General features: G+C 63.6%; 27 protein-coding genes and 1 tRNA gene. 3 read left to right on the top strand and 25 right to left on the bottom strand.

The genetic code is table 11. The annotated features are described in order from the left end of the window. Positions 1–6: 6 nt before the first annotated feature. From BR00_RS02705 to BR00_RS02690, 4 genes are all read right to left on the bottom strand, one after another. The gene (locus tag BR00_RS02705; protein ID WP_496476082.1) at positions 7–3,540 is read right to left on the bottom strand and encodes a translocation/assembly module TamB domain-containing protein; all 3,534 of its coding nucleotides are present in this window, start codon (positions 3,538–3,540) and stop codon (positions 7–9) included. Then, complete coding sequence (locus BR00_RS02700; protein ID WP_496476081.1) at positions 3,540–5,264, bottom strand: autotransporter assembly complex protein TamA; 1,725 nt, start codon at positions 5,262–5,264, stop codon at positions 3,540–3,542. The genes BR00_RS02705 and BR00_RS02700 overlap by 1 nt, the downstream gene beginning before the upstream one ends. Before the next feature lie 130 nt (positions 5,265–5,394). Continuing rightward, a tRNA-Pro gene (locus BR00_RS02695) sits at positions 5,395–5,471 on the bottom strand. Positions 5,472–5,563: 92 nt separating this feature from the next. After that, complete coding sequence (locus BR00_RS02690) at positions 5,564–6,031, bottom strand: DUF1499 domain-containing protein (protein ID WP_496476080.1); 468 nt, start codon at positions 6,029–6,031, stop codon at positions 5,564–5,566. A 173-nt stretch (positions 6,032–6,204) separates the two neighbouring features. Between BR00_RS02690 and BR00_RS02685 the strand changes: the two genes are divergently transcribed. Then, positions 6,205–7,026 (top strand): hypothetical protein, encoded by an 822-nt coding sequence (locus BR00_RS02685; RefSeq protein WP_496476079.1) that lies wholly within the window; start codon positions 6,205–6,207, stop codon positions 7,024–7,026. 36 nt (positions 7,027–7,062) lie between these two features. On the opposite strand, the gene BR00_RS02680 is transcribed toward BR00_RS02685, so the two are convergent. The 7 genes from BR00_RS02680 to BR00_RS02650 form a co-directional block, all read right to left on the bottom strand. Beyond that, positions 7,063–8,364 (bottom strand): phenylacetate--CoA ligase family protein, encoded by a 1,302-nt coding sequence (locus BR00_RS02680; RefSeq protein WP_496476078.1) that lies wholly within the window; start codon positions 8,362–8,364, stop codon positions 7,063–7,065. Between the two features lie 21 nt (positions 8,365–8,385). Continuing rightward, positions 8,386–9,804 carry a replicative DNA helicase gene (gene dnaB / locus BR00_RS02675; RefSeq protein WP_496476077.1) on the bottom strand — a complete coding sequence of 473 codons (1,419 nt, stop codon included), beginning with the start codon at positions 9,802–9,804 and terminating at the stop codon, positions 8,386–8,388. Beyond that, positions 9,779–10,276 (bottom strand): 50S ribosomal protein L9, encoded by a 498-nt coding sequence (gene rplI / locus BR00_RS02670; RefSeq protein ID WP_496476236.1) that lies wholly within the window; start codon positions 10,274–10,276, stop codon positions 9,779–9,781. Before rplI ends, dnaB begins: the two co-directional genes overlap by 26 nt. A 12-nt stretch (positions 10,277–10,288) precedes the next feature. Then, the gene (gene rpsR / locus BR00_RS02665; RefSeq protein WP_496476076.1) at positions 10,289–10,555 is read right to left on the bottom strand and encodes a 30S ribosomal protein S18; all 267 of its coding nucleotides are present in this window, start codon (positions 10,553–10,555) and stop codon (positions 10,289–10,291) included. Positions 10,556–10,558: 3 nt separating this feature from the next. Further along, entirely contained in the window at positions 10,559–10,864 is a 306-nt protein-coding gene (gene rpsF, locus BR00_RS02660) for a 30S ribosomal protein S6 (protein ID WP_496476075.1), read from the bottom strand. 62 nt (positions 10,865–10,926) lie between these two features. After that, the gene (locus BR00_RS02655) at positions 10,927–11,889 is read right to left on the bottom strand and encodes a PP-loop family protein (protein WP_496476074.1); all 963 of its coding nucleotides are present in this window, start codon (positions 11,887–11,889) and stop codon (positions 10,927–10,929) included. Positions 11,890–11,893: 4 nt separating this feature from the next. After that, a complete protein-coding gene (locus tag BR00_RS02650; protein WP_496476073.1) occupies positions 11,894–12,091 on the bottom strand; it encodes a hypothetical protein in 198 nt (65 codons plus the stop codon). An 84-nt stretch (positions 12,092–12,175) separates the two neighbouring features. Between BR00_RS02650 and BR00_RS02645 the strand changes: the two genes are divergently transcribed. Beyond that, entirely contained in the window at positions 12,176–12,547 is a 372-nt protein-coding gene (locus tag BR00_RS02645; protein WP_496476072.1) for a response regulator, read from the top strand. Here BR00_RS02645 and BR00_RS02640 read toward each other — a convergent pair. Genes BR00_RS02640 through BR00_RS02625 form a run of 4 tightly spaced genes read right to left on the bottom strand, consistent with a single transcriptional unit; the run spans position 12,544 to position 15,737 of the window. Then, positions 12,544–13,203 (bottom strand): hypothetical protein, encoded by a 660-nt coding sequence (locus BR00_RS02640; protein ID WP_496476071.1) that lies wholly within the window; start codon positions 13,201–13,203, stop codon positions 12,544–12,546. The two genes, BR00_RS02645 and BR00_RS02640, sit on opposite strands and share 4 nt — an antisense overlap. A gap of 11 nt (positions 13,204–13,214) precedes the next feature. After that, entirely contained in the window at positions 13,215–14,036 is an 822-nt protein-coding gene (locus BR00_RS02635; RefSeq protein ID WP_496476070.1) for a metal ABC transporter permease, read from the bottom strand. Further along, positions 14,033–14,800 (bottom strand): metal ABC transporter ATP-binding protein, encoded by a 768-nt coding sequence (locus BR00_RS02630; RefSeq protein ID WP_496476069.1) that lies wholly within the window; start codon positions 14,798–14,800, stop codon positions 14,033–14,035. Before BR00_RS02630 ends, BR00_RS02635 begins: the two co-directional genes overlap by 4 nt. Before the next feature lie 52 nt (positions 14,801–14,852). Beyond that, entirely contained in the window at positions 14,853–15,737 is an 885-nt protein-coding gene (locus BR00_RS02625) for a metal ABC transporter solute-binding protein, Zn/Mn family (RefSeq protein WP_496476068.1), read from the bottom strand. Between the two features lie 25 nt (positions 15,738–15,762). Between BR00_RS02625 and BR00_RS02620 the strand changes: the two genes are divergently transcribed. Next, positions 15,763–16,656, top strand: coding sequence for a nitroreductase family protein (locus BR00_RS02620; protein WP_496476067.1), 894 nt, complete (start codon positions 15,763–15,765; stop codon positions 16,654–16,656). Positions 16,657–16,689: 33 nt separating this feature from the next. On the opposite strand, the gene BR00_RS02615 is transcribed toward BR00_RS02620, so the two are convergent. The 10 genes from BR00_RS02615 to BR00_RS02570 all read right to left on the bottom strand — a co-directional run bounded on the left by BR00_RS02615 (position 16,690) and on the right by BR00_RS02570 (position 26,979). Then, positions 16,690–17,403 (bottom strand): MlaA family lipoprotein, encoded by a 714-nt coding sequence (locus BR00_RS02615; protein ID WP_496476066.1) that lies wholly within the window; start codon positions 17,401–17,403, stop codon positions 16,690–16,692. Then, the gene (locus tag BR00_RS02610; protein WP_496476065.1) at positions 17,387–17,992 is read right to left on the bottom strand and encodes an MlaC/ttg2D family ABC transporter substrate-binding protein; all 606 of its coding nucleotides are present in this window, start codon (positions 17,990–17,992) and stop codon (positions 17,387–17,389) included. Before BR00_RS02610 ends, BR00_RS02615 begins: the two co-directional genes overlap by 17 nt. After that, positions 17,989–18,444 carry an outer membrane lipid asymmetry maintenance protein MlaD gene (gene mlaD / locus BR00_RS02605; RefSeq protein WP_496476064.1) on the bottom strand — a complete coding sequence of 152 codons (456 nt, stop codon included), beginning with the start codon at positions 18,442–18,444 and terminating at the stop codon, positions 17,989–17,991. Before mlaD ends, BR00_RS02610 begins: the two co-directional genes overlap by 4 nt. Further along, complete coding sequence (locus BR00_RS02600) at positions 18,441–19,628, bottom strand: ABC transporter ATP-binding protein (protein WP_496476063.1); 1,188 nt, start codon at positions 19,626–19,628, stop codon at positions 18,441–18,443. The genes mlaD and BR00_RS02600 overlap by 4 nt, the downstream gene beginning before the upstream one ends. Before the next feature lie 8 nt (positions 19,629–19,636). Beyond that, positions 19,637–20,419 (bottom strand): MlaE family ABC transporter permease, encoded by a 783-nt coding sequence (locus BR00_RS02595; RefSeq protein WP_496476062.1) that lies wholly within the window; start codon positions 20,417–20,419, stop codon positions 19,637–19,639. Positions 20,420–20,512: 93 nt separating this feature from the next. After that, positions 20,513–21,397 (bottom strand): pyridoxamine kinase, encoded by an 885-nt coding sequence (locus BR00_RS02590; RefSeq protein WP_496476061.1) that lies wholly within the window; start codon positions 21,395–21,397, stop codon positions 20,513–20,515. Beyond that, entirely contained in the window at positions 21,394–21,672 is a 279-nt protein-coding gene (locus tag BR00_RS02585) for an HU family DNA-binding protein (protein WP_496476060.1), read from the bottom strand. Before BR00_RS02585 ends, BR00_RS02590 begins: the two co-directional genes overlap by 4 nt. A gap of 27 nt (positions 21,673–21,699) precedes the next feature. Next, entirely contained in the window at positions 21,700–24,015 is a 2,316-nt protein-coding gene (locus BR00_RS02580; RefSeq protein ID WP_496476059.1) for a methyl-accepting chemotaxis protein, read from the bottom strand. A gap of 90 nt (positions 24,016–24,105) precedes the next feature. Then, positions 24,106–24,291 carry a hypothetical protein gene (locus tag BR00_RS02575; RefSeq protein WP_496476058.1) on the bottom strand — a complete coding sequence of 62 codons (186 nt, stop codon included), beginning with the start codon at positions 24,289–24,291 and terminating at the stop codon, positions 24,106–24,108. Positions 24,292–24,327: 36 nt separating this feature from the next. Beyond that, the gene (locus tag BR00_RS02570; RefSeq protein ID WP_496476057.1) at positions 24,328–26,979 is read right to left on the bottom strand and encodes a PEP/pyruvate-binding domain-containing protein; all 2,652 of its coding nucleotides are present in this window, start codon (positions 26,977–26,979) and stop codon (positions 24,328–24,330) included. Between the last annotated feature and the right edge of the window lie 5 nt (positions 26,980–26,984).

Raw genomic sequence — 26,984 nt, 5'->3', positions numbered from 1 at the left:
GCGGGGTTAGTAGTCCATGCTCCACTGTACCCCGGCTCCTTGGCGGGAGTCGTCGCCTATTTCCGTGCGCACCCCAAGGTTGGGGGTGATTTGTACCTCCACCGAGGTGCTGTCTCCGCCGCCCAGGCTGCGCTCCGCCCGGATGTGGTAGTCGCCGATCTCGCGCTCGATGCCGATGGTGGGATTGTCTTGGGCGTCGGTACCCACGTCGAGGCCCGTGCTGCGGATCTTGGCCTCCAGTGCTTCGAGCGCGGCAAGTGAGCCTCCCGCCCCGTTGGGGTTGCTGAGGCTCGCCGCGGTTTGGGCCAGGCGCAGGGCCTGGAAGGGAGAGATTTGCCGCAGGGCGCGGCCAAAAAGCGTGCGCGCCAGGATCTCTTCCGTGGGGAGCGTCGGGGTGGAGGTAAGGTCCAGATGCAAGGCGTCCACCGGCCCGAGGATACGGGCCGTAGTCTCGATGCCCGGGGCGGTGGCGCGGGCGGTGAGGTCCACGAAGGGCCGGTCAGGCTCGGGGAAATGGATGCGGCCTTGGGTGAGGTCGAAGCGCCGGCCCAGAAATTGCCAGGTCCCCTGGCGGAGGCGCAAGGCTCCATCCAGGGCCGGGTGCGCGGTATTTCCGGTCACGTGGAGCCGCGCGTCCCAGGCACTGGCGAGACCATGCCCCTGGACTGTGGCTGGCGCGGTGGTGCGCAGCTGCACGTCCAAGGCAAGGGGAGCGGCCGCGGACGCTTGCGATGCTGCTGCCGCAGGGGGGACTTCTTCCACATCCAGCCGTGGGATGGTCGTCAGGTTGCGCGGCAGGCGGATATGGGCCTTGGGGATCTCTAGGTCGGCGGTGATGCGGCCCGCCTTCTGCCAGAGAAGCTCGATGGCGCCTGAGGCCGCCACTTGGGCGGTATCGGTGTCCATGAGGGTAAAGGCCGCGAGCTGCCCTTGGATGCGGGCGGTATCTTTCAGGTTCCACCTGCCGGTGAAGCGGGCCGTGCCGTTGTGGGCGTCTTGGCCTTGGAGCGCCAAGACCATGCCGTCAGCGGTGGTTTCCACGCGGCCGCGACCGTGCTGGAAGAGGATGCCCCATTGGAGGTGTTCGTAGCGCACCGCTTGGGCCACCGCCTGCACATGCACGCGGGGATCGCTGGATGGGCCGGACAGCGTGGCCGTGGCGTTGACCTCTCCGGCAAGGCGCTGGTTCACGAGACCGGCAAGGCCGGGGATGGGGGCGAGGCTTCCGTGGATGCCCACGCGGGCGTCCAGCGTCTGCCCCACACGGCCCTGGGCGGTGAATCGAGTGGAGCCTAGTTGGAGCTGCCAGGGACTCCAGGAGATCTCCTCTTTTCCCAGTGTGAGGCGCAGCGCGGTTGTCTGGGAGAGGGCGAGCCCGAGAATCCGGCCGGAAAGCGTACTGACTTCGATTCTTTTGGGGGGAAACCCCTGATGCGTGCGCACGGTGGCGCGCACCGTGTTGGTGTTGGCCTGGGCGCGGAGCTCTGCCGTCAGCTCGTCCAGGGGGCCGGCGAGGGTGAGGAGCGTGGAGTCCAGGGATATGGTTCCGATCTGCGGGCCCTTGAGGGAAAGCCGGGCCTCGAGACGGGAGTCTTGGAGCTCGCCGGAAAATTCCATGGCGCCGCTTGTCCAGCCTGCGCCGTCCACCTGGCCGTGGCCGTGCGCAGTGATGCGGCGCGTATCTTTTTGGGTGCGTACTGTGGTATCTGCGCTGAGGCTTCCCTGCAGACTGGCCCCGAGCCAACGGCTTACGGAGCCAAGGTCCGGGGCGTGGAGCTGGGCTTGGCCCGTAAGACGTGCGGTCTGGGGATCCCAGGTCCCGGAGCAGGTCAACTGGTTGGGGCCGGCTTCCAGGCGTCCCGTGTCGACACGCAGCGCCGTGGATGTATACGCCCCCTGCACGGCGGCCTTGAGAGGGATCCCGTGTGCCGTAGCCGTGGCCTCCAGGGTGATCCGGGGCTGCTGCCAGCGCACCCGGCCGCGAAGGTCGCCAAGCCCCGGCGCTGCGCCCGTCGGGGCCAGGTCGACGCGCGGCAGGTGGAATGCGGCGGTGATGTCGTGGGGCCACGTGCCTTCCAGGCGTGCCTGGCCTCCTTGCGGGGTCAGGTCGAGCGCCTGAGGGGCAAGGCGCATATCCACATGCGTGGTGATGCCATGGGCCGCCACCTGCATTTCCCCCTGGGCGCTGAGCGGCGCTTCCAGGTGCAGCTTACGCAGATGGAGCGTGCCTTCGGCCACAGCCCACTGTGCGGATACCGCAGGGGCCGCGCCCAAGAGGCGGGTGAGCACGAGGGGAAGGGGCGGACGCTCCACGAGGCGCAGGCGGAGCGTCCCTTGAGGCGCGAGGGCCGGGCCGGCGAGTTCCAAGTGCCCGCGCCACGGCCCGGAGGATGCCAGGGTGGCGGTCACGTCCCAGCGGGTCTCCCACGGCCCGTCCCAGGTCACATGGATGTCGCCGCCCGCTTCGGCGAAGATGGGATCGCGTCCTTGCGTCCACTGTACGTGCGCCTGTCCAGCGCACGAGGCGCCCTGGGCGTCGTGGTGCAGGCTGCCGCTCCAGGCGGCCGTGAATTCGTCTTGCGTTGCGTTCACGGTGGCGTTCCACGCGCCGCGGCTGCCGTCCATCCGTCCTTGGGCGGTGACGGTGACCACAGGGTGCGCGAGGGTGAGGTGCGGGACTTTGATCCCGCGAGCATCCCAGACGAGGGTGGCTTCTGCTCGCAGCGGCTCTCGGGTCCAGTCGGGCAGCGCTTCTCCGGCATGCATTTCCGCATGGACGTGCAGTCGGCGGTCGCCTTCCATCTGAAAGTCGGCGTTGGCTGCGGCGAGGTCGGCGAGGTGGAGCGTGATCTGGCCGCGCCAGGCGTGCAGAGGACCGCTTGCGGTGAGCTGCATCGTTATGGGGCCGGTAGCGTTGGTGAGCAGGCGGTGGAGTGCGCCGCGCTCTTCGGTCAAGCGCGCTTGGAGCATGGCCTCTTGCGCGTTTCCATGGCCTTGGGCGGTGAGTATTCCGTCGCCCTCCAAATCCTGGACCAAGAGTTCTGCCCGCCACAGGGGGGCTTGCCAGCGCACGCTGGCCTGGATGGCGGCCCGTAGCGGGCTTCCCGCGACTGGGGCCTCCAGCCGCAATTCTTCGAGGGTTATGGCTTCCACCGTCACTGGGGGGATTTCGAGGTCTGGCGGCGCACTTGGGGAAGAAGACGCCTGCGGCAGGCGCGCCAGCTGCACGTGTGCTGCACGGATGGTCTGCAGCGCGAAATCGCCGGCGAGCACGTGGCGCCACTTGGGGGCGATGGCGATGTGGCGTGCGCGGATCCAGACTCCGCGGGCGTCTTCCACTTGAACGTGCTCGGCAAAGATGCTCCCTCGGCGGTCGATGTCGAGCCCCGAGAGGGTCACGTGCTGTTCGGGGGAGCTCACAAGCCACGAGATGCCGTGGGCAAGGAGATCTCGGCCTGGCTGCGTGGTCAGGCTGAAGGCCGCAAGGCCGAGGACGGCAAGAATGATGCTGCTCGTGATGGCGAGGTGGCGGCGGGTCATCAAAAGGCCTGTCCGAAGCTGATATAGATTTGGAATGGGGCGTCGCTGTCGCGTCTTCCCGCCACAGGCACGGCGGCATCCAGGAGCAGCGGGCCGATGGGAGTTGCGTAGCGCAGACCAAGCCCTGCCCCCCAAAAGAGGTCGCCCAGGCGATTGGGGGTGTGCTGGGCAAAGGCGCCGCCGCCGTCCACAAAGGCGGCGATCCCCCAGGTGTCGGTGACCCACCAGCGCAGTTCCGCAGACCCGTCTACCGCCGTGAGTCCGCCTTCGGGGGCGTCGTCGGCGTCCAAGGGCCCGGCGCTTTGGTAGGCAAAACCCCGAATGGACTGCGGCCCGCCGGCGTAGAGGCGGACATCTTGGGGCACGCGGTCTCTGCCCACGCCGGTGATGGCGGCGCTGCGGCCGCGCAGCGCCAGGGTCAGGCGCGGCCCCAAGGGAAGGTACGCGCGCCCCGATACCGAGGTCAGGAGGAAAGATCGGCTTGCGTCCTGAAGGGAGGTGAAGGGCTCCACTTGAAAGGTGAGGCGTACACCCTGGCGGGGGTCCAGAAGGTCCGTGACGTTGGAAAAACTCACCTGCATGGGCGTGGAAAGGAGATTGTGGGTCTCGCGGGTGGTGCCGTCCACGCGGCTCAAGCGATAGCGGAGCCCTCCTTCCACCCCCAGGCGGCTGTCCAGGTCCATGTTGAGCAGCCCCCCCACGGTGATGCTTCGGGTGCGGTAGGCCTTGGTGGTTTCATCCAGGGCCTTGCCGGAGAGCACCAAACGTCGGTCTACGCCGACTGCATCCGGAAAGACGAGCTGGGTTTCCCATTGGGAGCGGTCTTGGGACAGGGTGAGGTCCGTGGTGAAACGCTCGCCTGCGCCCAAAAAATTGCGGTGCTCCCACCCGCCTTCCACGCCGGGGCCGCCGTCGGTGAAGTACCAGAGCCCGGCGCGGACCGTGCGCGGCGGGGCCAGTTGCCCGCGGATGCGCATGGGCAGCGCCTCTCCTGGAGTGGTATCGTCTTCTTCCACCTGGAGTGCGGAAAAGAGCCCGGTGCGCAGCAACCGGATGCGGGTGGCGTCCACCGCGCGCACGTCATAGGGGGTGCCGACCTGCCACTTGAGGCGGCGTTCGACGTAGGCGGGATCGAGGGCCGGGGGGATGTCCACGGTGGCGTTTCCGAAGACGCGCGGGGCGCCGGGGTCGAGCTTCCAGGCCACGGTGACGGTACGCGTGGCGTGGTGGGCGACCACGCGGCGTTTGGCCGTGGGGCGTGGGTATCCGTTTTGGCGAAGGAGCGCGAGCAGGGCGGCCTCGGTATCGAGGACGGTGCCGGCGAAATAGGGATGGGGCGCAGATACGGGCCCGAGGCGCTCGGTCAATTGGGCGTGAAGTTCTGCAGGGAGCTCTGGGGCCTCCAGGGAGGGCTGGGCAAAGGTGAAGCGAGGGCCGGCAGTGACCGTGAAGGAGACGTCGGTGGCGTTGAGGGTGTTTGCTATCTTGGCCTGGAAGTAGCCGAAACTCTGGAGAATCTCTTCCAAGGTGGTGGTATCGCGCTGGAGGCGGAGTTCCTGCTGCAGGCCAGGGACGTCCTGGGAGAGATCCGGGTCGAGGAATTGGCTCTCCTGACGGAAGGCTGTCTCCACCTCGGCGGGCGCTCCGCTGATGCGCAGTGTGAGCGCCTGGGCTGCGGCAGGTATGAGCAGGAGGCAGAAAAGGAGGGAAAGAAGACGGCGCATGCCAGGCCACTAGTGTGGCGGCTGGGCTGTGGCAAGGGGCGGGACAAAGTGTTGGAAGACGGGTTGGTGCCGGAGAGGCCGATCAAGGACCGAAAAAAGGGCCTGGAGTTTTCCATGGCCCGTTTTGTCGTGGTCGGGGCGACTGGACTCGAACCAGCGGCCCTCGGTTCCCAAAACCGATGCGCTACCAAACTGCGCTACGCCCCGTGAGGGAAAGGCCCATAGCGGCAAGGCTTTGGGGGTGTCAATCATCAGGGAGGGCTTTTGCCTCGCTTTACAGCGGCGCAGAGAGGGGCAGGTTATTTCCCCACTCCTTGGCGGATGAGGGCGGCCCGCAGCGCTTCAACCCGACGACGGTTGACGCCGAAGTCTGAATACCCCAAACGGGCGGCGGAGCGCACCGCAATGATCCTTTCCGAAGGCCGCAGATTGAGCTCAAGATCGTCCACAAAACCGAACAGCGCACTTCGGCACTCGGCGTGCAGATAATCCGCTCTTTCCGTCACAATGCGGGTACGCGGGAGATTTGCCACCCAATTTCTGGCGGCCATCCAGGCGTCCTCGGGGGGACCGATGGTGTACAGTGGGGTAATCCGATGTTCATGGTCCTGCGCATCACTGGACACGCAGTTCGGTGATGCTGGGCAGGGTGCCAGTTTTGCGTCAGAAACGCCCAGGCTTGCGGGGACGTTTCCCGAACAGGAAACAAGTACAATGGCCGCCAGCACGAGCGTTGAGATCAAAGAAGCAGTTGGGTAAGTTGGCATGATGTGCTCCTGGAGCTCTCTCACACGAGAGACGGTTGCTCCATTACCGTTTCCGTCGTGCGGTGTTCATGCCACATCGCACCATCAGAGAGGAGGCGGAGACCCCCCCGCGCCGCGGTTGATCATGCCACCCTCGGCGCAGGGCAAGCAAGGCCGGACACCATGGAGGGTGCATGGGACGCATGGAGGAGTGGGCCGAAGGGCTGCGCTATGAAAGCCTCCGCCAGGCTGCGGATACCTTTTTCGGGGCCCGCAAGGCGGTGGAGCGTGACCGCGCGCTGCTCATGGACTGGGCGCAGAAGGTGCATCGCATCTCCCAAAAGCTCGAGACGTGGACTGCGGCCTTGAATTGCGTCCTGGGGGGGGAAGCCAACACCCGTGCGTTGCTTGAGCGCTTGGGCGTTCGTCTGCCCGAAGCGCGTCTCTACGAGGTCCAGGCGTGCTTGGTGCAGTTTCCCCGCCCCCACAGCTTCACCCGTCAGGGGCTCTACTGCAAAATCGTCTGGGCGGTGTACGAACACTGGGCCGATACCCTTGAGGAATACCATCATGGCCGGCCGTATCCGGATCCAAGCCTCCCGGGCCGCGTGCTCCATACCCCGGGATACCAGCAGGCGCTCTCGCTGTGTGCCGAGCTCAACGCCCGTATCGAGCACATCAACGCCGCCTATCGCCCCTCGGAGAGTCTGGAGTTCGCACGGCGTCTGGACCCCGCTGCCCAGGACAAGGCCGCCATTTTGGGCTGTGGGGCGGAGTTGTGCTCTCTGGACGCCTCCCTTGCCTTGCCGTTGGTGGACCCGGTCTCTCTCGGGCTTTTGCCGTGGCCACAGCCTCCTGCCGAGGAAGTGGCTCGGAGGGCGGTCAAAGAAATGTGCCAGCGCATTTACCGAGAGCAGCGCGAGGTTGCGGATTCGGTGCTGGAATCGGCCTTTCGGGGGGCGGACAAACACGTGTGTCACATTGGAAACACAGCGGAAGCGCCGCAGCACGACTGAAGCGCTCCCGCGTATCCGTGGAGGATCGAAGAGAGGCTACTCCTTGGGCCGGAGGTCTTGTACCCGCACTGCCTTGCCTTCGCTCTTGGGCAGGGAGTTGCTCTCCACCAGGTCCACCCGCGGGGTGATGAGGATCTCGTCCCGCAATTTGGCGGCGATGCGCTGCTGCAGGGCCTTGAGTACCCGCATGTCTTCCACGAAGAATTCGTCCTTGATCTCCACCTTGACCCGCATCTGATCGAGAAATCCTTCGCGCTCGAGGACGATGAGGTAGTTTTGCCCCACCTCGGGAATACTCATGAGCACGCTTTCCACCTGCATGGGGTAGATGTTGACCCCCTTGAGGATGATCATGTCGTCGGCCCTGCCGCTGATACGGTCGATGCGGCGATGGGCCCGGCCGCAGGGGCACTGGCCGGGCAGAAACCGGGTGAGGTCCCGGGTGCGGTAGCGGATAAGGGGCATCCCTTCCCGGGTGAGGGTGGTGAGCACCAGCTCGCCCACCTGGCCTTCCGGCACTGGATCTCCGGTGGCAGGATCGATGATCTCCGCGATGTAGGCGTCTTCCCACAGGTGCATGCCGTTTTGCTCCGGGCATTCGAAGGCCACCCCCGGACCATTCATTTCCGAAAGGCCGTAGGAGTTGTAGGCGCGCACCCCGAAGAAGGATTCGATGCGGCGGCGCATGGCCTCGGTGTGGGGCTCTGCGCCGATGAGGGCGATGCGCAGGGCAAGGCGCTGGGGGTCGAAATCCATTTCCTCCATCATCGAGGCCAGATGCAGGGCGTAGGAGGGGATGATATGGACCGCTGTGACCCGGAAGTCTTCCAGGAGCTTCAGCTGGCGCTTGGAATTCCCCGCCCCGGCAGGGATGGTGAGACAGCCCAGGCGCTCGGCGCCGTAGTGAAATCCAAGGCCGCCGGTGAAGAGTCCGTAGCCGGCGATGTTCTGGAAGGTGTCGTCCGCGCGGATGCCGGTCATGTGCATGCAGCGGGCCACTAAATCGGCCCAGGCCGCCAGGTCGTTGTGGGTATAGTACACCACGGTGGCCGCGCCGGTGGTGCCGGAAGAGGCGTGCAACCGCGCCATCTGGCGTAGCGGCAGGGTGAGCATCTTGTCCGGATAGGCGGCCCGGAGGTCGTCTTTGGTGGTGAAGGGAAGGTGCCGGATGTCGTCGACGCTGCGGATGTCTCCAGGGGCGATGCCGAGCTCGGCAAAACGCTGGCCATAGAAGGGGGAGCGGGCGGATGCCTCGATAATCGATTGCAGGCGAGCGGATTGGACGGCGCGCAGCGTATCCTGGGACCAGAATTCTTCAGGGCAGAAGGCGTGGTGCATGGCGTCCTCGGCAGGTTGGGGTTAGAGGCCGTGCTCCGATGGGATCCCCGCATCGGTGAGGTTTTCAAATGCCGTGTATTGACCAAAGTAGGCAAGACGCAGGCTCCCCACAGGGCCGTTGCGCTGCTTGCCGATGATGATCTCGGCGATATTCTTGTTGGGGTTGTCTTCAGCCTTGTTGTAGGCCGCATCCCGGTAGATGAAGACGATGACGTCGGCGTCCTGTTCGATGGCGCCGGATTCGCGGAGGTCCGAGAGCACGGGGCGTTTATCCGAGCGTTCTTCCACTTTGCGGTTGAGCTGGGCCAGGGCCACCACCGGGATGTCCAATTCTTTGGCCAAGGCCTTGAGGCTGCGGGAGATGTCGGAGATCTCCTGCTCGCGGGAGTCTTGGGAGCGGCTGGAGCGCATGAGCTGCAGGTAATCCACGATCACCAGGCCGATGTTTTTTTCCGCCTTGAGCCGACGGCAGCGGGCGCGGATCTCCATAGTGGACAGGGCCGGGGTGTCGTCGATGAAGATGGGGGCGTGGGAGAGCTCGTCTGCCGCTTGGTAGAGGCGGGCCCAGTCTTCATCGTTGAGAAAGCCGGTGCGCAGACGGGACAAGTCCACGCGGGCGTGGCAGCCGAGCATACGCATCATGAGCTGCTCCATGGACATCTCCAGAGAGAAGATGGCCACCGGCACCCCGTGGTGCACCGCGGCGCGCATGCCCATGTTGAGGGCGAGCGCCGTCTTGCCCATGGACGGCCGGGCTGCCACGATGATCAGGTCCGAGCGCTGAAGACCTGCGGTCATGCGGTCGAAGTCCAAGTAGCCGGTGGGCACCCCGGTGATGAGATCCCCTTGGCCGGCGCGGGTTTCGAGCTGTTCGAAGACGCGGGTGATGAGGTCTTTGCTGGAGATGAAGCTGGGCCGGCTTTTGGCCTCGGCCACGGCAAAGATGCGCTGTTCGGCGTCGTCGAGAAGGTGTTCGGTGTCTTCGGCGTTCTCGAAGCAGGAAGTAAGCACTTCCGCTGCGGTTTGGATGAGCCGGCGTCGCACCGCCTTGTCCCGGACGATCCCTGCATGAAAGACGGCGTTGGCCCCGGAGGCCACGGCGTTGGTGAGCGAGGCCAAGTATACGGAGCCGCCCACGGCATCCAATTGGCCATGGGAGGCGAGGTGCTCGGCGACGGTCACCAGGTCCATGGGTTGCCCGCGGCGGTAGAGTTCCTCGCAGGCGGCGTAGATGGTGCGATGGGCGGGGGAGTAGAAATCGTCGGCAGAGATGATGTCGACGAGTTGGTGGAACAGTTCGTTGTGCAAAAAAATCCCGCCCAACACGGCCTGTTCGGCCTCCAGGTTGTGCGGGGGGACTTTGCGCAAAAGTTCCGAAGACGCCGCATGCACGGCGTCCTCGGAACGGCGGGAATTACTCGATGTCTTCCGCGGGGGCATCGGCAGCGGGCTCTTGCGCGGCAGGCTGACCCGGCTTGGCGATTTCCACCTGCAGCGTGGCGACCACTTCAGGGTGGAGTTTCACTTCCACGGTGTACACGCCCAGGGAGCGGATGGGCTCTGCCAAGAGGATCTTGCGGCGATCCACCTCGATCCCTTGGGCGGCCAAGGCTTCGGCAATCTGGGTGCTGGTCACAGAGCCGTAGAGCTTGTCGTTCTCGCCCACACGCACTTCGATGCGCACCTGGGCAGCGGCCAGCTTGTCCGCCAGCTCCTGTGCCGCAGCACGCAGGGCGTTGTTCTTGGCTTCCAGCTTTTTGCGTTCCTGTTCGAAGACCTTGAGGTTGGAAGGAGTGGCCAAAGAAGCCAGTCCTTGAGGCAACAGGTAGTTGCGGCCGTAGCCGGGCTTGACGGTGACGATGTCTCCCAGACGGCCCAAGTTGTCCACATCGGCGCGCAGAATGACTTTCATCATGGCAGCCTCCTAGATTTTGGACTTTTTGAGCACGTCGGTGCTGTGGGTGGCGGTGTAGTAGAGAAGTGCCATCTGGCGAGCCCGCTTGATTTCCCGGGTCAGAGCGCGCTGATGTTTGGCGCAGGTCCCGGTGACGCGGCTGGCAATGATCTTGCCGCGCTCGGTGATGAAATCCGCAAGTACGTCCGGATTTTTGTAGTTCAAGGGGAGTTCAGGGTTGTCGCAGAAACGGCAGAACTTTTTGCGCGGAGTAAACTTTCTTTTGGGCTGGGACATGGATTAGGCCTCCTGCTGGGCGGCGTCGGCCAGACGCACGGTGATGAACTTGAGGATTCCTTCGCTGATACGCACGTTGCGCTCCAATTCGGCCACCGCCGCGCCCGGCATGGCCATTTCCAAGCGCACGTAGTGTCCGCGGGTGAACTTGCGCACCGGATAGGCAGTATCCTTCATGCCCCAATCATCCACCGTCAGGATCTGTCCACCTTCGCGCTCGATGACGGCGCCCAGGCGGTCCAGCACGGCCTGGCGCTCCTCGGAGCCCAATTCCGGGCTGAAAAGGAGCAGCTGCTCGTACCTTGTCATGATTGTCCTCCTTGTGGGTTATAGCCCGCTCCCATGGGGGGCGAGCAAGGAAAGATGACTCGTTAGTCAGGCTTGTTGGCCGCTGTCAAGGACGTTATCCCTTGCCTGTTATCCCTTGCCTCCGGGAGATCGGCCTCGCTCGTCATCATTGCCTTGAGCCGGCACACCCCGCAGAGCTCCGTGGAGGTCGGGGAGCCGCAGCGGACGCAGGGGGTAAGGTCGGGGGTGCTGTGGGAGGCGAAGTGCTTGCGGCCGTGTTTGAGGAAGCCTTCGTAGAATTGGAGTTTGCGGCCCGGCTGGCGGTCTTCCAAATCGGCGAGGAGGTGCTTGTACACCGGAAAGGTGGCCTTGGCGCTGTAGGGGCACGGGGCCGAGGCGGTCTCGATGCCGAGAAGGAAGCTCAGGTTGGCGGTCTCGAATTCCGTCAGGCGGTAGAGCGGTTTGATTTTGCGGACAAAGCCTTCCTGCGCGGACAGCACCGGTCCTTGATCGGCCAGAAAGTCGGCATCCCAACGCAGGACATTGGCCAGGAGGCGCGAGGTCTCGTCATCGAGATTGTGCCCCGTGGCGAGCACGGAAAAACCGTTTTCCAGGGCAAAACGGTTGAAGAAATAGCGTTTGGTTTGACCGCATACCGAGCAGATGGGGCGTTTGACCCGTTGGCGTACCTGGGCCATGCCGAGGCCCATGGCTTCCATCTCGAGCACATGGAGTGCGATGCCCTGGCGAGCACAGAAATTTTCCGTGATGCGGCGGGCCACGGCAGAGGATCCTGGAATCCCCAGGTCGATGTGCAGGCCGGTCACCTGGTAGCCGAGCTCGCGCAGCAGCCAGGCCAGGGACAGGGAGTCCTTGCCGCCGGAAAGGGCCACGAGGATGCGGTCTTCCGGGGTGCACATGGCATGGTCGTGGATGGCGCGTTCCACCATGCGGCGGCAAAAGAGGAGGAAACACTCCGGACAAAAGGCCGAGTGGTGACTCGGCAGGGCCACGGCGGCGAGTTCACGACAACGCGTACATTTCATCGGTTTACCCCCGGGATCCCACGTCGCGCAGGATGATGGTGTCGCCGGCGGCCAGGCGCCGGTCTGGAGTGAGCAGCTCCGTTCCCCGAATAACGATGGCCCGGCCGGGTTTGCGGCCGGTTTTATGAAGCAATTGCAGCACCGTAGTGATGCGGGGGAAGGTGAGGGTGCCACCTTCGGGTTCGAGATGGACGGTGATCATCGTCGTATTCTCCCTTGAATATGGTTGTTTTTTGCTTGGGTCCGGAAGTCTCGTATGGTAGAGGGATTGCGCAGGAGGTGCCTTATGCCCACCGTACTCGTGATTGATGACGAACCCCTCATCCGACTGCTCTACACGGAGGAGTTTCGTCGTTTGGGGTTGGTGGCCGAGGCGTTTGACGGCACGTCGGAAGATGTGGACGCCGTTTTAGATCGCCTCGCGCCAGATCTTGTGGTCTTGGACATTCGCTTGGGAGAAGGGGCGAGTGGCTTGGATCTTCTGCAAAGGATCCGCACCCGGCATCCCCATCTGCCGGTGGTGTTGTGCACCGCCTACGATTGCTTCCGGCACGACCTCAAATCCATCGCCGCAGATGCGTATGTGGTCAAGAGTTCGGATGTGGACGAGCTGGTGCGGACGGTGCAAAGTCTCCTGGATCGTCCGCCATCGCGCTAGCGGACAATGAATCCCAAGACGCGCAGGCCTTTGGCCCACGGTGCCCATGGGCCGCTGCGGAATGTCGCCGTCATGGTCCTGGGATCGAAGCGGACGAGGGCATTCTGGTCCAAGTGGCATTGCCGGTCGTAGTTGGTATGGCTGATGGTGAGTGTCCAGGTGCCGTCCGTTTCCCGGCAGACCTTTTCCACGTACACGGGGTGGCCGGTAAACATCTTGCGCTTGGCATTGGCCGCCAGCACCATCACCGCGCCTGCCTGAGGGGTTGAGGTGGTGTTCCCCGCTTTTTGGGCGCAGGCGAACCACCCTTCCGGGCTGGTGTTGCCGAGCTTACAGGTCACGATACCCGAGCGGCAGCGGGCGTAGATGAGGCTTTGCGGTTGGCACATCCGACCAGGACGGATGGTCTTTCCTTTTTTGTCTTTTTGGGCCGGGGCGCCAGGGACGAGGTGAAAGCAGGCTGCGTTGCTGGCCGCTTCGTGCGCCTGGGCACAGGGTAGGCAAGGGGTGTCGGGCGACGTGGCGGCTTCCGTGGGGCCGGCGGGCGTTGGGGCGGAGGGGGGCTCGTTCTGGATTGCTGATTGGCGGGGCTTTTCCGGTGTGAGCGTGGCGCAGGCCGTGCACAGCAGGAGGAATCCGAGAAAAAACGCGCGCATAACGATGCTCCTTATGCAAGGGGGGAGTTCCGTGGACGTCTCCGGGTGAGCACGGCGTTCAGCATACAAACCGCCACGGCCACGGCCACGATGGCGGCTCCAGACGTGAGGTTGGCGGCGACAGCCAGGGCCAGCCCGCTGAGAGTCACTCCCACGCAGATGAGGGTGGCGAGGATCATGGTCTGTCCCAACGAGCGGGTATGGGTTTCGGCCACCATGGGCGGGATGGTGAAAAGCGCCATGACGAGCACGAGTCCCACCAATTGGATGAGCAGCACCACGGCCACGGCGATGAGGGCTTGCAAAAGGTCGTGCATGCGTTCCACCGGGACGCCGAGGGCGCGGGCGAACTCGGTATCGAAGGACATGGCCAAAAAGTCCTTGTACCAGAAGAAGATTATGGCCGCCATCAAGAGGTCTGCGGCCGCCATGATGATCAGGTCTCGCATGGACACCGCCAGGATGCTCCCAAAGAGGTAGCTCATCAGGTCCGCGTTGTAGCCTTCGGAAAAATCGACCAGTAAAATCCCTGCCGACATCCCGGCCGCCCAGAGTACGCCGATGAGGCTGTCGGCTCGGGCTGGGAGGCGGCGCACGATCACGGCCATGAGGAGCGCGGCGGCGACGGTGAAGACGAGGGTCACTGGCAGCACGGGCATGCCGAGAAAGATGGCCAGTCCCACCCCGCCGTAGGCAGCGTGGGATACGGCGCCGGCCAGAAACGTGCGGCGATTGACGGTGATCAAGGTGCCCACCATGCCGCAGGCGATACTTGCCAGAAGGGCGGCTGCGAGGGCGTATTGGAAGAATTGGAGATGGAGCAGCGCCGTCATGGTCGGTGAGGGTGGGATTGGGGCAAGCCCTGGAGATACTCGGAGATCGGGCAACTGGCCCCGTGCTCTCCATACATGAGCGTGAGCATGGCCGCGTCGAGGCGACGACGCTGGATGATGCGGCGATTGACCACGGCAACGCTCGTGACACTACTGGCCGTGGCCACGAGATCGTGGCTCACCACGATCACCGTGTGCCGAGGCACAAGACTGGCAAAGAGGTCGAAAAGACATACCTTGCCGTGCGGATCGACATTGGCCGTGGGTTCATCACAGAGCACCAGCTTGGGGGCGGCCACGAGGGCCCGGGCCACCAGGGTGCGCTGTTTTTGCCCTCCAGAGAGGGCGTCGAAGCGTTTGCGGGCCTCGCGTTCCATGCCCACCTGCTTGAGGGCCGTCATGGCCCGGTCTTTGTCTTCTGCCCGGTAACCGGGGGTGCGGCGGCCTTCACGGGGAAGGCCCATGAGCACGGTTTCCAGCACCGTGATGGGAAAATGGGGCTGAAAGGCAGCGTGCTGGGGGACGTAGCCGATGCTTGTCTGCCGCTTGCGGGGACTTTCGCCGCAGACCTGAATCGTGCCTTTCTGGGGGGAGAGCACCCCAAGGATGAGCTTGATCAACGTGGTTTTGCCCCCGCCATTGGGGCCCACCACCGCTACATAGTCGCCGGCCATGACGGTGAAGTCGATGTCTTCCAACACCGGTTCTGTGCCGTAGGCAAAGGTGACGTGGCGGAGCGCAACGGTGGGGGCGGCAGAAGTCATGGGCGCTCGCCTAGTGATTTCCCCCGCCTCTGGCAAGGTGCGTTTCCAGGCATCAGTGCAAGGCCTCGGCGATGGCGCGGGCGGCGCGCTCGAGATTGGCGGAGAGGTCCGGGGCGAGGGGGTCGAGAGTGGCGATGGTGGCCCCAATTTCCCGGGCCACACTTTGAGCAGCCTTGGTGGAAATCTGCGGCTGGACGAAAATCACTTGGGCGCCCGTGGCGCGAGCCGTGCGCACCGTGGCCGCAAGCTGTCGGGGGCTCGGCTCTTTGCCGTGGACCTCGATGGGGATCTGTCGCAGCCCGTAGGCGCGGGCGAAGTACCCCCATGCGGGATGGAACACCAGAAAGGCGCGGCGGTCTTCCGGGATGGGGGCGAGGAGTGTACGAATGGACGCGTCCACCTGGATGAGGCGCTGCTGGTATGCGTGCTGGTTGTGACGGAACTCCCCGGCATGCTCCGGGTCCAGGGTCGAGAGGGCGTCGCGAACTTTTTCGCTCATGCGTGCCACGAGCATGGGGTCGAGCCAGATATGCGGATCGGGCATGCCTCCCGGATGGGCGTCGTCGTGGTGGTCGTGATCTTCTGCGTGGTCATCGTGATGGGCGGTCATGGGGATTCGCTCGATGCCGGACCAGAGTTCGAGCACAGCTATTTGGGGGTTGGCGCTGCGAAAGCGCGGCACCCACACGGCGTCGAAGACGTCGCCGACGCTACAGTAGAGCCGAGCCTGGGCCACGGCGGCCATTTGCATGGGCTTGGGCTCGTAGGTATGCAGCGAGGCGCCAGGGGGCACGAGGATCGTTATGGACACGTGACTGCCGCCCACTGCTTGGACGATCTCCGCCAGCGGCGCCACCGGGACCACCACAGAAAGGGCGGCGCTGGCGGAAAGAGGCATGAGGCATACGAGAAGCGTCGCGAAATATCGCCAAACCATGATTCCTCCGAGGCCGAAACGTTAGATGCATCTTTGCTATGCAAAACAGGGCGTTCTGCCAAGGGAAGAGGAGAACCAGATGCTGCAATGGCAGGTAGATGAAGACCGGTGTGTGGGGTGTGGAGAGTGCGTCACCGAGTGTCCCGTGGGGATCATCGAGCTGCGCGATGGCGTGGCCGGGATTTTGCCCCACCGGGAGAAGGCGTGCCTCCAATGTCAGCATTGTCTGGCGGTGTGTCCGGTAGGGGCGTTTTCCATGGCAGGAGTGCAGCCGGATGCCTGTGCCCCTTTGGGGGAGATGCCCGCCCCTGAGGCCATGGATCGGCTCCTTCGGCAGCGTCGCTCCTGCCGGCGTTTTGCCCAAAAACCGGTGGAGCCGGCGCTTTTTCAGCGTCTCGTGGAGGCCCTGGCCTATGCGCCCACTGGGAAAAACGTTCGCGCCACGCGTTTTACGGTGGTGGACGATGCCTCGGTGATGGAGCGCTTGCGCCATACGGTCATGGAGGGCGTCGCCCGGGCTGCAGCAGACGGCACCTTGCCGGAGGGCCTGGGCTTTTTTGCTGCCTTGGCGCGGCGTTTTGCCGAGGGCCAGGATCTCGTGTTTCGTAAGGCTCCGCACATGATCATTGCTTCGAGTCCCAAGGGTGGGCCTTCACCCGAGGCGGATGTGTACATCGCTCTCGCCCAGTTGGAACTTTTGGCCCAAAGCTTGGGGCTTGGGACATTATGGTGTGGCTTTGCCACCTGGGCCATCCAGGCGGTGGTGCCCCATGTGGCGCGAAGCCTGGGCATCCCCGAAGACCATGTCATGTACGTCATGCTGCTCGGCTATCCGGCGGTGCGTTTCCACCGCGCGGTCCAGCGAGAAATCCGCCACTCCTTTCGAGTGACTTTGGATTTGCAGAGTCAGCCGTGGTAAACGAGGCGCCCCGGAAAGGGGCGCCGTGCAGTACTACTGGCGCACCAAAGCATCCCGGTGCTGGGTGTAGATGTCTTTGAAGCTGATGTACGGGTCAAAGGCGTCGGCCTTGGCCTGCTGGTACTCGTCGAAGTACTGGGACAAGGCATTGGCGCGGTCATGGATGCGCATGGGTAGGGCGGCGTCCGCCAGAGGTTGGGCCCAGAAGAAGGGATGGGCGACGCTGTCCGCAACCTGCCCTATGGCATCACGGATACTCGTGGGCCCGAGGAAGGGCAGGACCAGGTACGCACCGCACCCTGCGCCGGCGTGTCCCAAGGTCTGCCCGAAGTCTTCCGGGGAGGGGTTGAGCCAGGCGATGTTGCGGGTCACGTCGAAGAGCCCCAGGGTACCAAAGGTGGTGTTGAGGACAACGCGCACCACTTCGGCAACGGCCTTGTCCACCTTGAGCTGGAGGATATCGTTGGCCACGCGCACCGGCGTCGCGAGGTTGCGGTAGAAGTTACCGAAGCCGTTGCGGACGTCTTGCGGGAAGACACCCACGTACACCGTGCGCACCGGGCCGAAGACGTCGGTGATGAACCAATCGTTGAAGCGGAACATGGCCCGGTTGAAAGGTTCCAGAGGATCCGGGATGGGCTGCTCTTCTTGGAGCGCACTGTCCGGGGCAGGGGCGTGTTTGGGGGCACACGCCCCAAGCATCAGGGTCACGAGGAGCATCAAGATGAGCTTACTGAGCCGAGCCATGGACTTTCTCCTTGAGAATACGGATGAGATATTGGGGGGGATGCGACTGCAGGATGCTTTGAAATTGGGTGCGGAAGTTGCGCACCAGACTGATGTTTTCCACGGTCACGTCAAAGGCGCGCCAGCCGTTTGCATCTCGGATGAGCGCGATTTCCACCCGTAGAGGCCCTTTGTCGGTGGTAACGGTCAGCAGGACTTCTGCTTGGGTCGGTGATTGGAATATTTCCTGGTCGTAAGTGATGCCATTATTGTTGTAGGCATCGAGCTTACCGAGATAGGTCTGCTTGATGAGCTCAAGAAAAAGCTGGGTGAACTCCTGCTGTTCAGCTCCTGAGAACATACGCCAGCGTTGTCCGAGGGCGCGACGCGCCAGTTCCGTGGCATTGAAAAAAGCATCCGTAATACGGGAAAGTTCCGCATAGCGTTGGCTGCGGCGTTCTTCTCCCCGGAGATCGGGATTTTCCAGCACCGCGACGACGTGGCCCACGTTTTCCCGCACAAAGGCAAGCGGAGAGGTTTCAGGCCATACGCAAGCAGGCATGAGCCACGCAGCGAGTACGAAGAGCGCAGCAGGGGCGCGGTTTCTCATTGTTTTACGCTCCCAAACACATACTTGGAGACCATTTCTTCGATGTCCAGAGCGGACTTAGTGTCCAGGATGGATCCACCGTCCGAAAGATTTTTTTCATCCGCTCCCGGGATGATCTGCACATACTTGTCGCCGATGAGCCCGCTGGTCTTGATGGCGGCGGAAGAATCCGTGGGGATGCGGATGGCGTTGTGGATCTGCATGACGACGCGGGCTTGGTAGAACTGCTCCTGATCGAGTTGGATGTCCGCGACTTTTCCCACCGGCACGCCGGAGATCTCCACGGTGCTGCCCACGCGCAGCCCGCTCACGGAGCCGAAATGGGCGGAAATGGTGTACACCCCGCGGGCAAAAAGGGTGGTGTTGCCCAAAGTAAGGGTGAGGTACCCGGCGGCGAGGAGTCCCAGCAGGACGAAGACACCGACAACGGTATATAGCGTAGATGTTTTCATGACGATATGCCTCGGGCTGTGGTCAGGGCGTTATGGATTTGCACCAAGGGGTGCGTGTCGGCGCGAAGGGGGGCGGCTGCGGCCACGAAGGTTAGCCGGCGTCGACCGGACAAGGTCCCCAGGGTGGAGGCTGTTGGGCACGCCCCCAAGATCAAGGCTACCTGGCGGACAAGGTCCTCTTCGGTGGCGCGGGGCGCATGCGTCAGGCAGGCGAGGCTCTCGGGGCCGACCCGAAAGACACCGCGCTTGCCCAAGGGGCTTTTCTGCAGGGCGTGCGCCGCTTCCTGCAGGCAGCTGAAGGCTGCCACTTGGCCGCGGTAATCGCGTATTTCCCGTAGGCCGTGGAGACGTATGGTCACGAGCCACATGTCCGGCTGTTCTTGGACCTCCTGAGTTTGCGCTATGAAAGCGGGGCGGTTGCCCAGGCCCGTCAGCTCCTCCGTGAGGATGCCTTGGCCGTCCAAGTAGGGGCGCAAGGACGGCTGCGCCTGGGCCTCGAGCTCCAAGGGCGTGCCGGCAAAGATCACATGGCCGCCATCCAGGATGCGCACCGCTTGGGCCACGAAAAAGATGTCCGGCACGTCGTGGGTGATGATGACCGCCGTAAAGCCCAAGCGGGCATGGTACTGGGCGATCATGGTGAGCACCGTGTTCTTGCGCAGCGGGTCCAGGCCGGTGGTGGGTTCGTCGAAGAAGATGACTTCGGGCCGGGTGACCAGGGCCCGGGCCAGGGCTACACGTTTTTGCATGCCTCCGGACAGGGCCTTGGGGTATTGGTCTATGGCAGAAGCGATGTCCAGTTGCTCGCACACCTCGAGCACGCGGGCGGCGCGTTCCTTGGGAGTGCCTTCGCCGCGCTCGCGCAGGGGCAGCTCGATGTTTTCGAATACGGAGAGGGAGTCGAACAGCGCGTTGTTTTGGAACATGTAGCTCAGCCGTCGCTTGACCTCCCCCAATTGGGCGCGGGACATGCGGCTGTAGGGTTGCCCCTGAAAGAAGATTTCCCCGGCGTCCGGTTTGAGGAGGCCGATGGCGTGTTTGACGAGCACGCTCTTGCCGGTGCCGCTTTTGCCGATGATGGCGGTGATGGCGTTTTGCGGGATGTCGAGGCTCACGCCATCCAGGACGACTTTTTCGCCAAAGGCCTTGCGAACGTTTTCGAAGCGGATGAGAGGCTCTGCCATGGCGCACACTACATGAGGAAAGAGGTGATGGCGTAGTCCGCCATAAGCACGTACACGCACGACTGCACCACCGCCGAGGTGGTGGATGCGCTCACCCCCCGGGCCCCGGCGCTGTCCCGGCGCAGATGGGTATGAAAACCGCAATAGCAGCAGACACTCATGACCAGAAAGCCAAAAACCACCGCCTTGATGAACCCGCCGGAGATGTCGGAGAGCACCAAAGTGGATTGGATCTTGCTGAAGTAGATGCCTGCCCGGGAGGAAAGCAGGTGCGCCGCCAGGTAGCCGCCGAAGATGCCCACCACGTCGAAGACCGCGGTGAGCAGGGGAAAGGCGGCGAGGGCCGCCACCAGGCGGGGAGTGACCAAATGACGCACGGGATCGATATCCATGGTCTCCAGGGCGTCGATCTGTTCTGAAATACGCATGATGCCCAGCTCCGCAGCGGTACTGGAGCCTGCCCGCGCCACCACCATGATGGCGGTGAGCACCGGTCCGAGTTCCCGCACCAAAGACAGCGCCACCACCGTGCCCAGGGCCCCTTCAGCGCTGAATTTGATGAGGGTGTAGTAGCCTTGGAGTCCAAGGACCATGCCGGTAAAAAGTGCCACCAGGGCGACGATCCCCAAGGATCCCGCGCCGATGAACGCTATTTGGGCGATGGTCTTTCCCCACAGCCGTCGTGGCCGCAACGGTTGCAGGAGAGCGTGAAGGCAAAAAAGCGCGTAGCGGCCCAGATGCTCCACGAGAGATATGGTTCCCGCGCCGAGGCGGGAGAGGAAATTCCGCATGATGGTTGTTCTCACGGCTCGTATGGCGTTCCGACGGCAAGTGCGGTGCGTATCGCTGTTTTTGGGCGATGCCAAGCGGGCAGTGGATGGGGTTCAGAGGAGCTGGTAACTGCTTATGCTCACTGGGGCGGCAAGACTGGGGAGCACGCGCTCAAGGAGCACCCCTTCGCGCTCCGGGGCACCATGCCCGAAAGTGGCGCGAATGGCCAGGGCCACGAAGTGCACTGCCCGGTCCAGGGCAATGGGGAGTGAATCGCCCTGGAGCAGGGCGCCGGTGAGCACGCTGGCGAACATGTCTCCGGTGCCTGGGTAGCTTGCGGGCACGTAGTCACATTCCACGCGCCAGAATTTGTCCGTGCGGCGGTCGTAGGCCACGGTTTGGGTGCGATCCGGGGCCGCGGCGGGAAGTCCGGTGAGTACCACCCAGCACGGACCTGTGGCCGCCAGGCGCCTTGCCCAGTCCTTGATGACCTGTGTGGGGAGGGCGGAAACCATGTCCAGGGGTTCGCCAAGGAGCAGTGCGGCCTCGGTGACGTTGGGAGTAATCACATGGGCATGGGCAGCGAGCTTGCGCATGCCGGCAACCATGGCATCGTCCATGGTAGGATAGAGGGCGCCGTTGTCTCCGAGCACAGGATCCACCACGATGAGGGCGTCTTTGCCCACCGTGGCGCAGGCTTCCTGGACGATGCGGATTTGTTCCGGGGATCCGAGAAATCCTGAGTAGATGGCGGCAAAGCGGAGCTTCAACTCCTGCCAATGGGCGAGGATGGCTGCCATGTCATCGGTGAGGTCCCGAAAATGAAAGCCGGTGAACCCCCCGGTATGGGTGGAGAGCAGGGCCGTGGGGAGGGCACAAACCTGGAATCCCATGGACGATAAAATAGGAATGGCGGCTGCCAAAGAGCCGCCGCCAAACCCGGAGAGGTCATGGATGGCGGCCACCCGACGCACTGCTGTGGGGACCGGAGGCATCATCGGTCGTTCACCGCGTCCACCAGCCCTTTGCCCGCCTTGAAGAAGGGCAGGCGTTTGGGGCGTACTTCCACGGGTTCGCCGGTTTTGGGGTTGCGGCCCGTGTATCCGTCGTAGTGTTTGATCTTGAAGCTGCCAAATCCCCGGAGTTCCACACGGTCACCGCGGAGCATGGCGTCGCGGACGGCCTCGAAAAAGGTCTCCACGGTCATGGTGGCCTCGTCGTGGGTAATGCCCACGCGCTCCGCCAGGGCTTGGATGAGATCGCTCTTGTTCATGACAACTCCTTGGAACACGGGTTGAGGTTATGCCTTGAGGGATGCCACGAGCTCGCGCAATGCCCCCACCTGCTGCGCAAGGTCGCTCACGGCCTGCGCGGATTGGGTCATGGCCTGGGCTGCTTCGCTGGCGATGGTGGAAATCTCCGCCACCGAGCGGTTGACCTCTTCCGAGGTGGCGGACTGTTCTTCGGCAGCCGTGGCGATGGAGGTGATTTGGCTCATGGCCAATTCGGCGATGCGGGCAATGGCCATGAGGGTTTCTCCCGCCTGTGCTGCGAGCTGGTTGGCGGTATCGACCGCCTGGGACACCTGGGCCATGCTGTGGACGTTGTGGCCAACTCCGCTGGTGATGGCCTCGATGGATTGGGTGACCTGACCGGTGGCCGCCATAGTGCGCTCGGCGAGCTTGCGGACTTCGTCGGCCACCACGGCAAAGCCTCGGCCCGCGTCTCCGGCCCGGGCCGCCTCGATGGCGGCGTTGAGGGCAAGCAAATTGGTTTGATCGGCGATGTCGGCGATGACGTCCACAATGGAGCGGATGTCCGCAGCCTTGGAGCCGAGGGCGTTGATCTCTTGGGCGAGGACCGATGCTCTTTCGCGGACTGCCGCCATGGCCTCGATAACCCGTTCCACGGCCTGGTTGCCCTCGTGGCTTTTCTCCTGCACCTCTTGCGAGCCGCGCACGGCTTCGGCTGCGTGTTTGGCCACTTCGAGCACCGTGGCGTTCATCTCTTCCATGGCCGTGGCTGTCGCCGCGGTACGGTCGCGCTGCACATCGGTTCCGCGTGAGACTTGTTCCACCTGGGCGGCCAGCTCGTCGGTGGCGGTGGCGATGTGCTGGGTCAGGGAATCCACTTGTCCTGCCACGGCCAGCAGCCGCTTTTGGCTCGCCTCAATGGCTTCCTTGGCCCGAACGATGTCCGTGAGGTCCATCCAGATGGAGGAGGAGCCCAAAAAATTGCCGTCGAGATCGAACAGGGGAGTGCAGTCGATGCGCACGTGGATGGTTTTCCCGGTGCGAGTGGTAAACGTCCGCTCTACACCCAAGCGCGCCTGGCGATCCCTGGCCACCTGCGCGGCAACGCTCTCTCCGGGCGCATCGCCGAAGATGAGGCGATTGACGTCTTTGCCCTCCCAGTCTTCAGGGGCGCCTGGGATTTCTAAAACGTCGAGCATGGCTTGGTTGCAGCGTACGACCGTGGCATCGGGACCACAGATGACGTTCGGTATTTTGATGGACTCGATCACTCCTTGGGTAAAGCCCATGCGCTCCTTGATAGTGGCCGCCATATGGTGGATGGCCTCAGCGGTGGCGCCGATGGCATCCCGGGCGCTGTAATCGATGTGCACGTCATAGTGGCCGCTGGCGATATCTTTGGCCGCCGCCGCCATGCGCCGGATGGGGGCAAGGAGCAGGGGGATGAGGACGAGTAGCGTGATGAAGGCGAGAAGCGCCGCCGCCGCCATGCCCATGCCCGCAGACCTCAGGATTGCTTGATCGAGCCCATGCAATGTCTCCGCCGCAGTCATGATGAAGAAAACATTCCAGCCAATGGCGGGCACGGAGTGTTTGGCCGCGATCTTGTCCACTCCGTTCCAGGAGTATTCGACGATGCCGTCTTGCGCAGCAAGCAGTTGGGAAGCCATAGGGAGGAATTCTGCCGCAGGATGACCGACAAGGTCCTTGCGGGGATGGTACACGAGGATGCCTTGGGCATCGAGGATGAAAGGATATCCTTTGCCCTCGATAGCCGTGTGTCCCAAAAGCTGGAGGAGCGCGGGAGTGAGTATCCGCTTGGCGGTAAGAAGCGCCCCCGCCACCCGACCTTCCCAGAAGATGGGGCGATATTCCACGAGGCGCATCTCTCCATCGATGACTTCTTCGCCCTCCACTGGACGCCCATCGGCAAGGGCCTGCGCGGCGTAGGCATTGGCAAGGGCTTCCCCCACAGGTCGTTTCCCCTGCACTTCACGATTGGTGGAGACCAGAACAAATCCTGATGGGGTGCGGGCGTAGATACTGGCGAGCGTATCGTATTGGAGACGGATGCGGTCTGCCACGAGAAAAGCGGAATCGTAGCCCGGACCAACTTCGCTGGGTTCAATCAGGAGCTGGGCTGCATCGGAAGTGGCCTTGAGGCGGACGCGGGTGCTTTCGGTATAGAGGCGGATGGCGCCTGCGAGTTGGTCTACCATGTTTTGCGACATGGCCTTGCCGAGGCGCACGGCCCCGTCGCGCACATGTACGAAGATAATGGAGGACGATACGACTACGGCGGCCAGCATGAGCACGCCTACGACGCTTTGGAGTTTGATCTGAAAGGAGAACTTTCGAAACATAGGCGCCTCCTGATGCGTACGGAATGCCCGCACTGTTGCCGCAACCCGGCGGAAAAAACAAGTCTTTTGTGAATCCGAGGGGAAGGAAGGTTATTTTTTCCGGCGTCGCAAAAGCGCAATGCGGGTCCCTGCGGCGAGAAGTCCGCAGATGACGGCCAGGAAAAAGGCCTTGGCCGGCTCATAGCCGAACCAGCGGGCGATCATCCCCAGGGCGCCGCCTACGAGGACCCCGCGCAACAGGATTTGTCGGGGGGCGTCACGGTGTTCGTCGTGCATGGTGGTTCTCCAAGTGTGGTGCGGTGGTTTTTCGGGTTAGGCGCTGGAAACAGGGGTGGGCAAAGGCTGTTCGTAGAGCCAGCGCATTTGCGCAAGAAGTCGCTCGCGGTAGGCCGCGACCAGGTCTTCTTGGGCCATGATCATGTCCAACTGTCGGGTGTGCATGATGAGATGTCCGAGCAGTTCCAAATGCTTTTCGATGAACGCCGCCTCGCAGTCGTCCATGCGCGCCGCGAGATTGTCGCCGCGCACCTGGGTTTGGAAGTGGAAGGCGTCGAGGAGTTCTGCCACCAGCCGGGCGCGGCGGGCGCGGCGGGTTTCGTCGGCAGCCCCGCCTTTGAATTGGAAGCGGATGTAGTTTTCCCGCGGCCGGGGGCCGGCCATGGTCTCCACGGACGTGAAGTGGTAGCCGAAGCGGCATTGCATGGAGCAAAAATGCCGGGCGATGACGAAATAGTTCTTGGTGGCGTATTGGGAGGCGGCCCCGGGCTCCAGGTTGGGGTTGGTGGCGCTTTGGAAAAGGACGGACATGAAGCCGCGGCCATCGAGGCTCGGTGGCCCTTCCCAGGGAAAGGCCACGATTCCCCGCCATAGGGCAAGCATGGGGATGCTGGCGATGGAGGCCAGATCCACATAACGTCCTGTGACCTCTCGGGTAAAGCCGTCATCGAGGTTGAGCACCCACCACTGCATGGGGACCACGGTTTTGAGCTGTTTGCTTGCCCGCGGCGAAAAGGGATGATCCCGACCAAAGGCGAACATCTCGGTAACGGCCTTTTCGTGACAAAAACGGGTGATATCGTGGAGGGTGGTGCAGTTCTTGGCCCGAAACCGCGGGCTGTCCGGGTCGGTGAGGGTGAGGGGCAAAATGACCTCGGCCAGTCGCTCTAGGGTTTGGTACACGGGAGAGCCTGCCAGAGGCGGCGGGGCGGGTTTTTGGGCAAGCAGGGCTTCCACACGGCCTGGGTAGATGCAGGTGGTGGAGGCATCGACCGTCACGATTTCCCCTGGGGCGAGTAAGGCCGTCGCTTCCGGGACGCCAAAGAGGGCCGGGATGCGGAACTCCCGTGCCACGGTGCCCAGGTGCCCGGCGGTGCTGCCGCGCTCGCTCACCACGGCGCTGGCCTGGGGGAGTACGGCCGCCCATTTGGGCAGCGCGTCCGCACACACCAGTACGGCGCCCTGGGGGACGGTGAGCATGTCCACGTTGTTGCGGAGGATGTGCACCGGACCGCATCCCGCTCCGGGACTTACGGTCTGGCCGCCGCAGATGCGCGCAGGAGTCGTGATGGCTGCTGGCGCCACGGTATCGGGTTGCGTCGCCTCGGCCCGGATTTCCAAGGGACGGGCCTGGAGGACGACAAGTTCGTTGGTGGGGGTGAGCACCCATTCCACATCTTGGGCCGTGCCGTAATGGTCCTCCAGGAAAAGCACCATGCGGGCGAGTTCTATGGCTTGCGAGTCGGTAAGGCAGGGGCGGGTGCGGGCGCTTTCCTCCACCGCCTCTCTGCGCACGCCTTCGGTGGCTGCTTGGACGATGCGCCAGGATTTTTCCGCGATGTCCCTGACCGCAAGACGAGGCGGGTCTTCCCGCGTCACCTGGTACTGATCCGTGGGCGCACTGCCGTCCACGACGCCCTTGGCGGCACCCAGGGCCGCGGTGATGTGCACGTGGGTGTTGTGGGGATCCACCGGGCTGCGAGAATAGGCCACGCCGCCGGCCGCAGCGTCCACCATGACGAGACAGCCCACGGCCATGAAGACCTCGTCTTCGCGGATCCCCTTACGATGTCGGTATACCGTGGCATGGGGTGAATACTTGCTGGCGAGGATTTCTTTGTAGGCGTCCAGGAGGCTTTCTTCCGTCAAGTTCAAGAGCGAGCGGTGCTGACCTGCGAAGCTGGCTCCGGCGGCGTCTTCGCCCACAGCGCTGGAACGCAGGGCCACGCGTGGGGCGTATCCCAGCCGCGCCTTGAGGCGGGCGTATCCATCGAAGATGGCCTGCTGGACTTCTTCCGGAACCGGCGCGTCGAGGATTTTGGCCTGGATGCGCGTGCAGATGTCCAAAATGGAGAATGCCGGTGTCTTGCTGGTGGCTTCCACGTCAAAGAGGGCGCCACCCATGGCGTGGGACTGGACCATGCAGGCGATTTCTTCGCCCAGGCCGTTATGCCGGAAAAACGTCTGGCAGGCCGCAGCGGTAATGGCAAAGCCGTCGGGCACCGGGATGCTGAGACGCCGAAGTTCTCCCAAGTGGGCCATCTTGGCGCCTACGTCGTCGGCCATGGCGGCGGAAAGTTCGTGGAGATCAAGGACCAAGGCCGAAGTGCCCACCACCTTCCGGGGGGCCAAGCGGGTGCGGATCTCTTCGGCAACGGCGTGGAAGGCGGGTGGGAGGTCGGGGTAGCGTTCTGGGGCCAGGGCGCGCAGGCGCTCCACCATGCTGTAGACCTTGGTGAGTAGGGCCGTCACCGTGGAGCGCAGAAAATACATGCCGAAATGGCGCTCGCCGTGCAGGGCGGCCTCCAGGGCGGCCATGAGGTCGAGACTGGCGTTGTTGGCGGCAAGCAGGCGCTGGAAGTTTTCGTAGCGAGCCCGGAAGATGGCTTCCTGATCCTCGGCGTCGGCCGCAGGCAAAGGCGGTGGGGTCCGGCTAAGAAGGCTTTGGATGGCGCGTATAATGCCCATGGCAG

The sequence above is a fragment of the Thermodesulfomicrobium thermophilum DSM 16697 genome (genome assembly GCF_059568695.1).
Note: the sequence above shows the minus strand (reverse complement) of the source record. Positions and strands in the feature narration are given on the sequence as shown.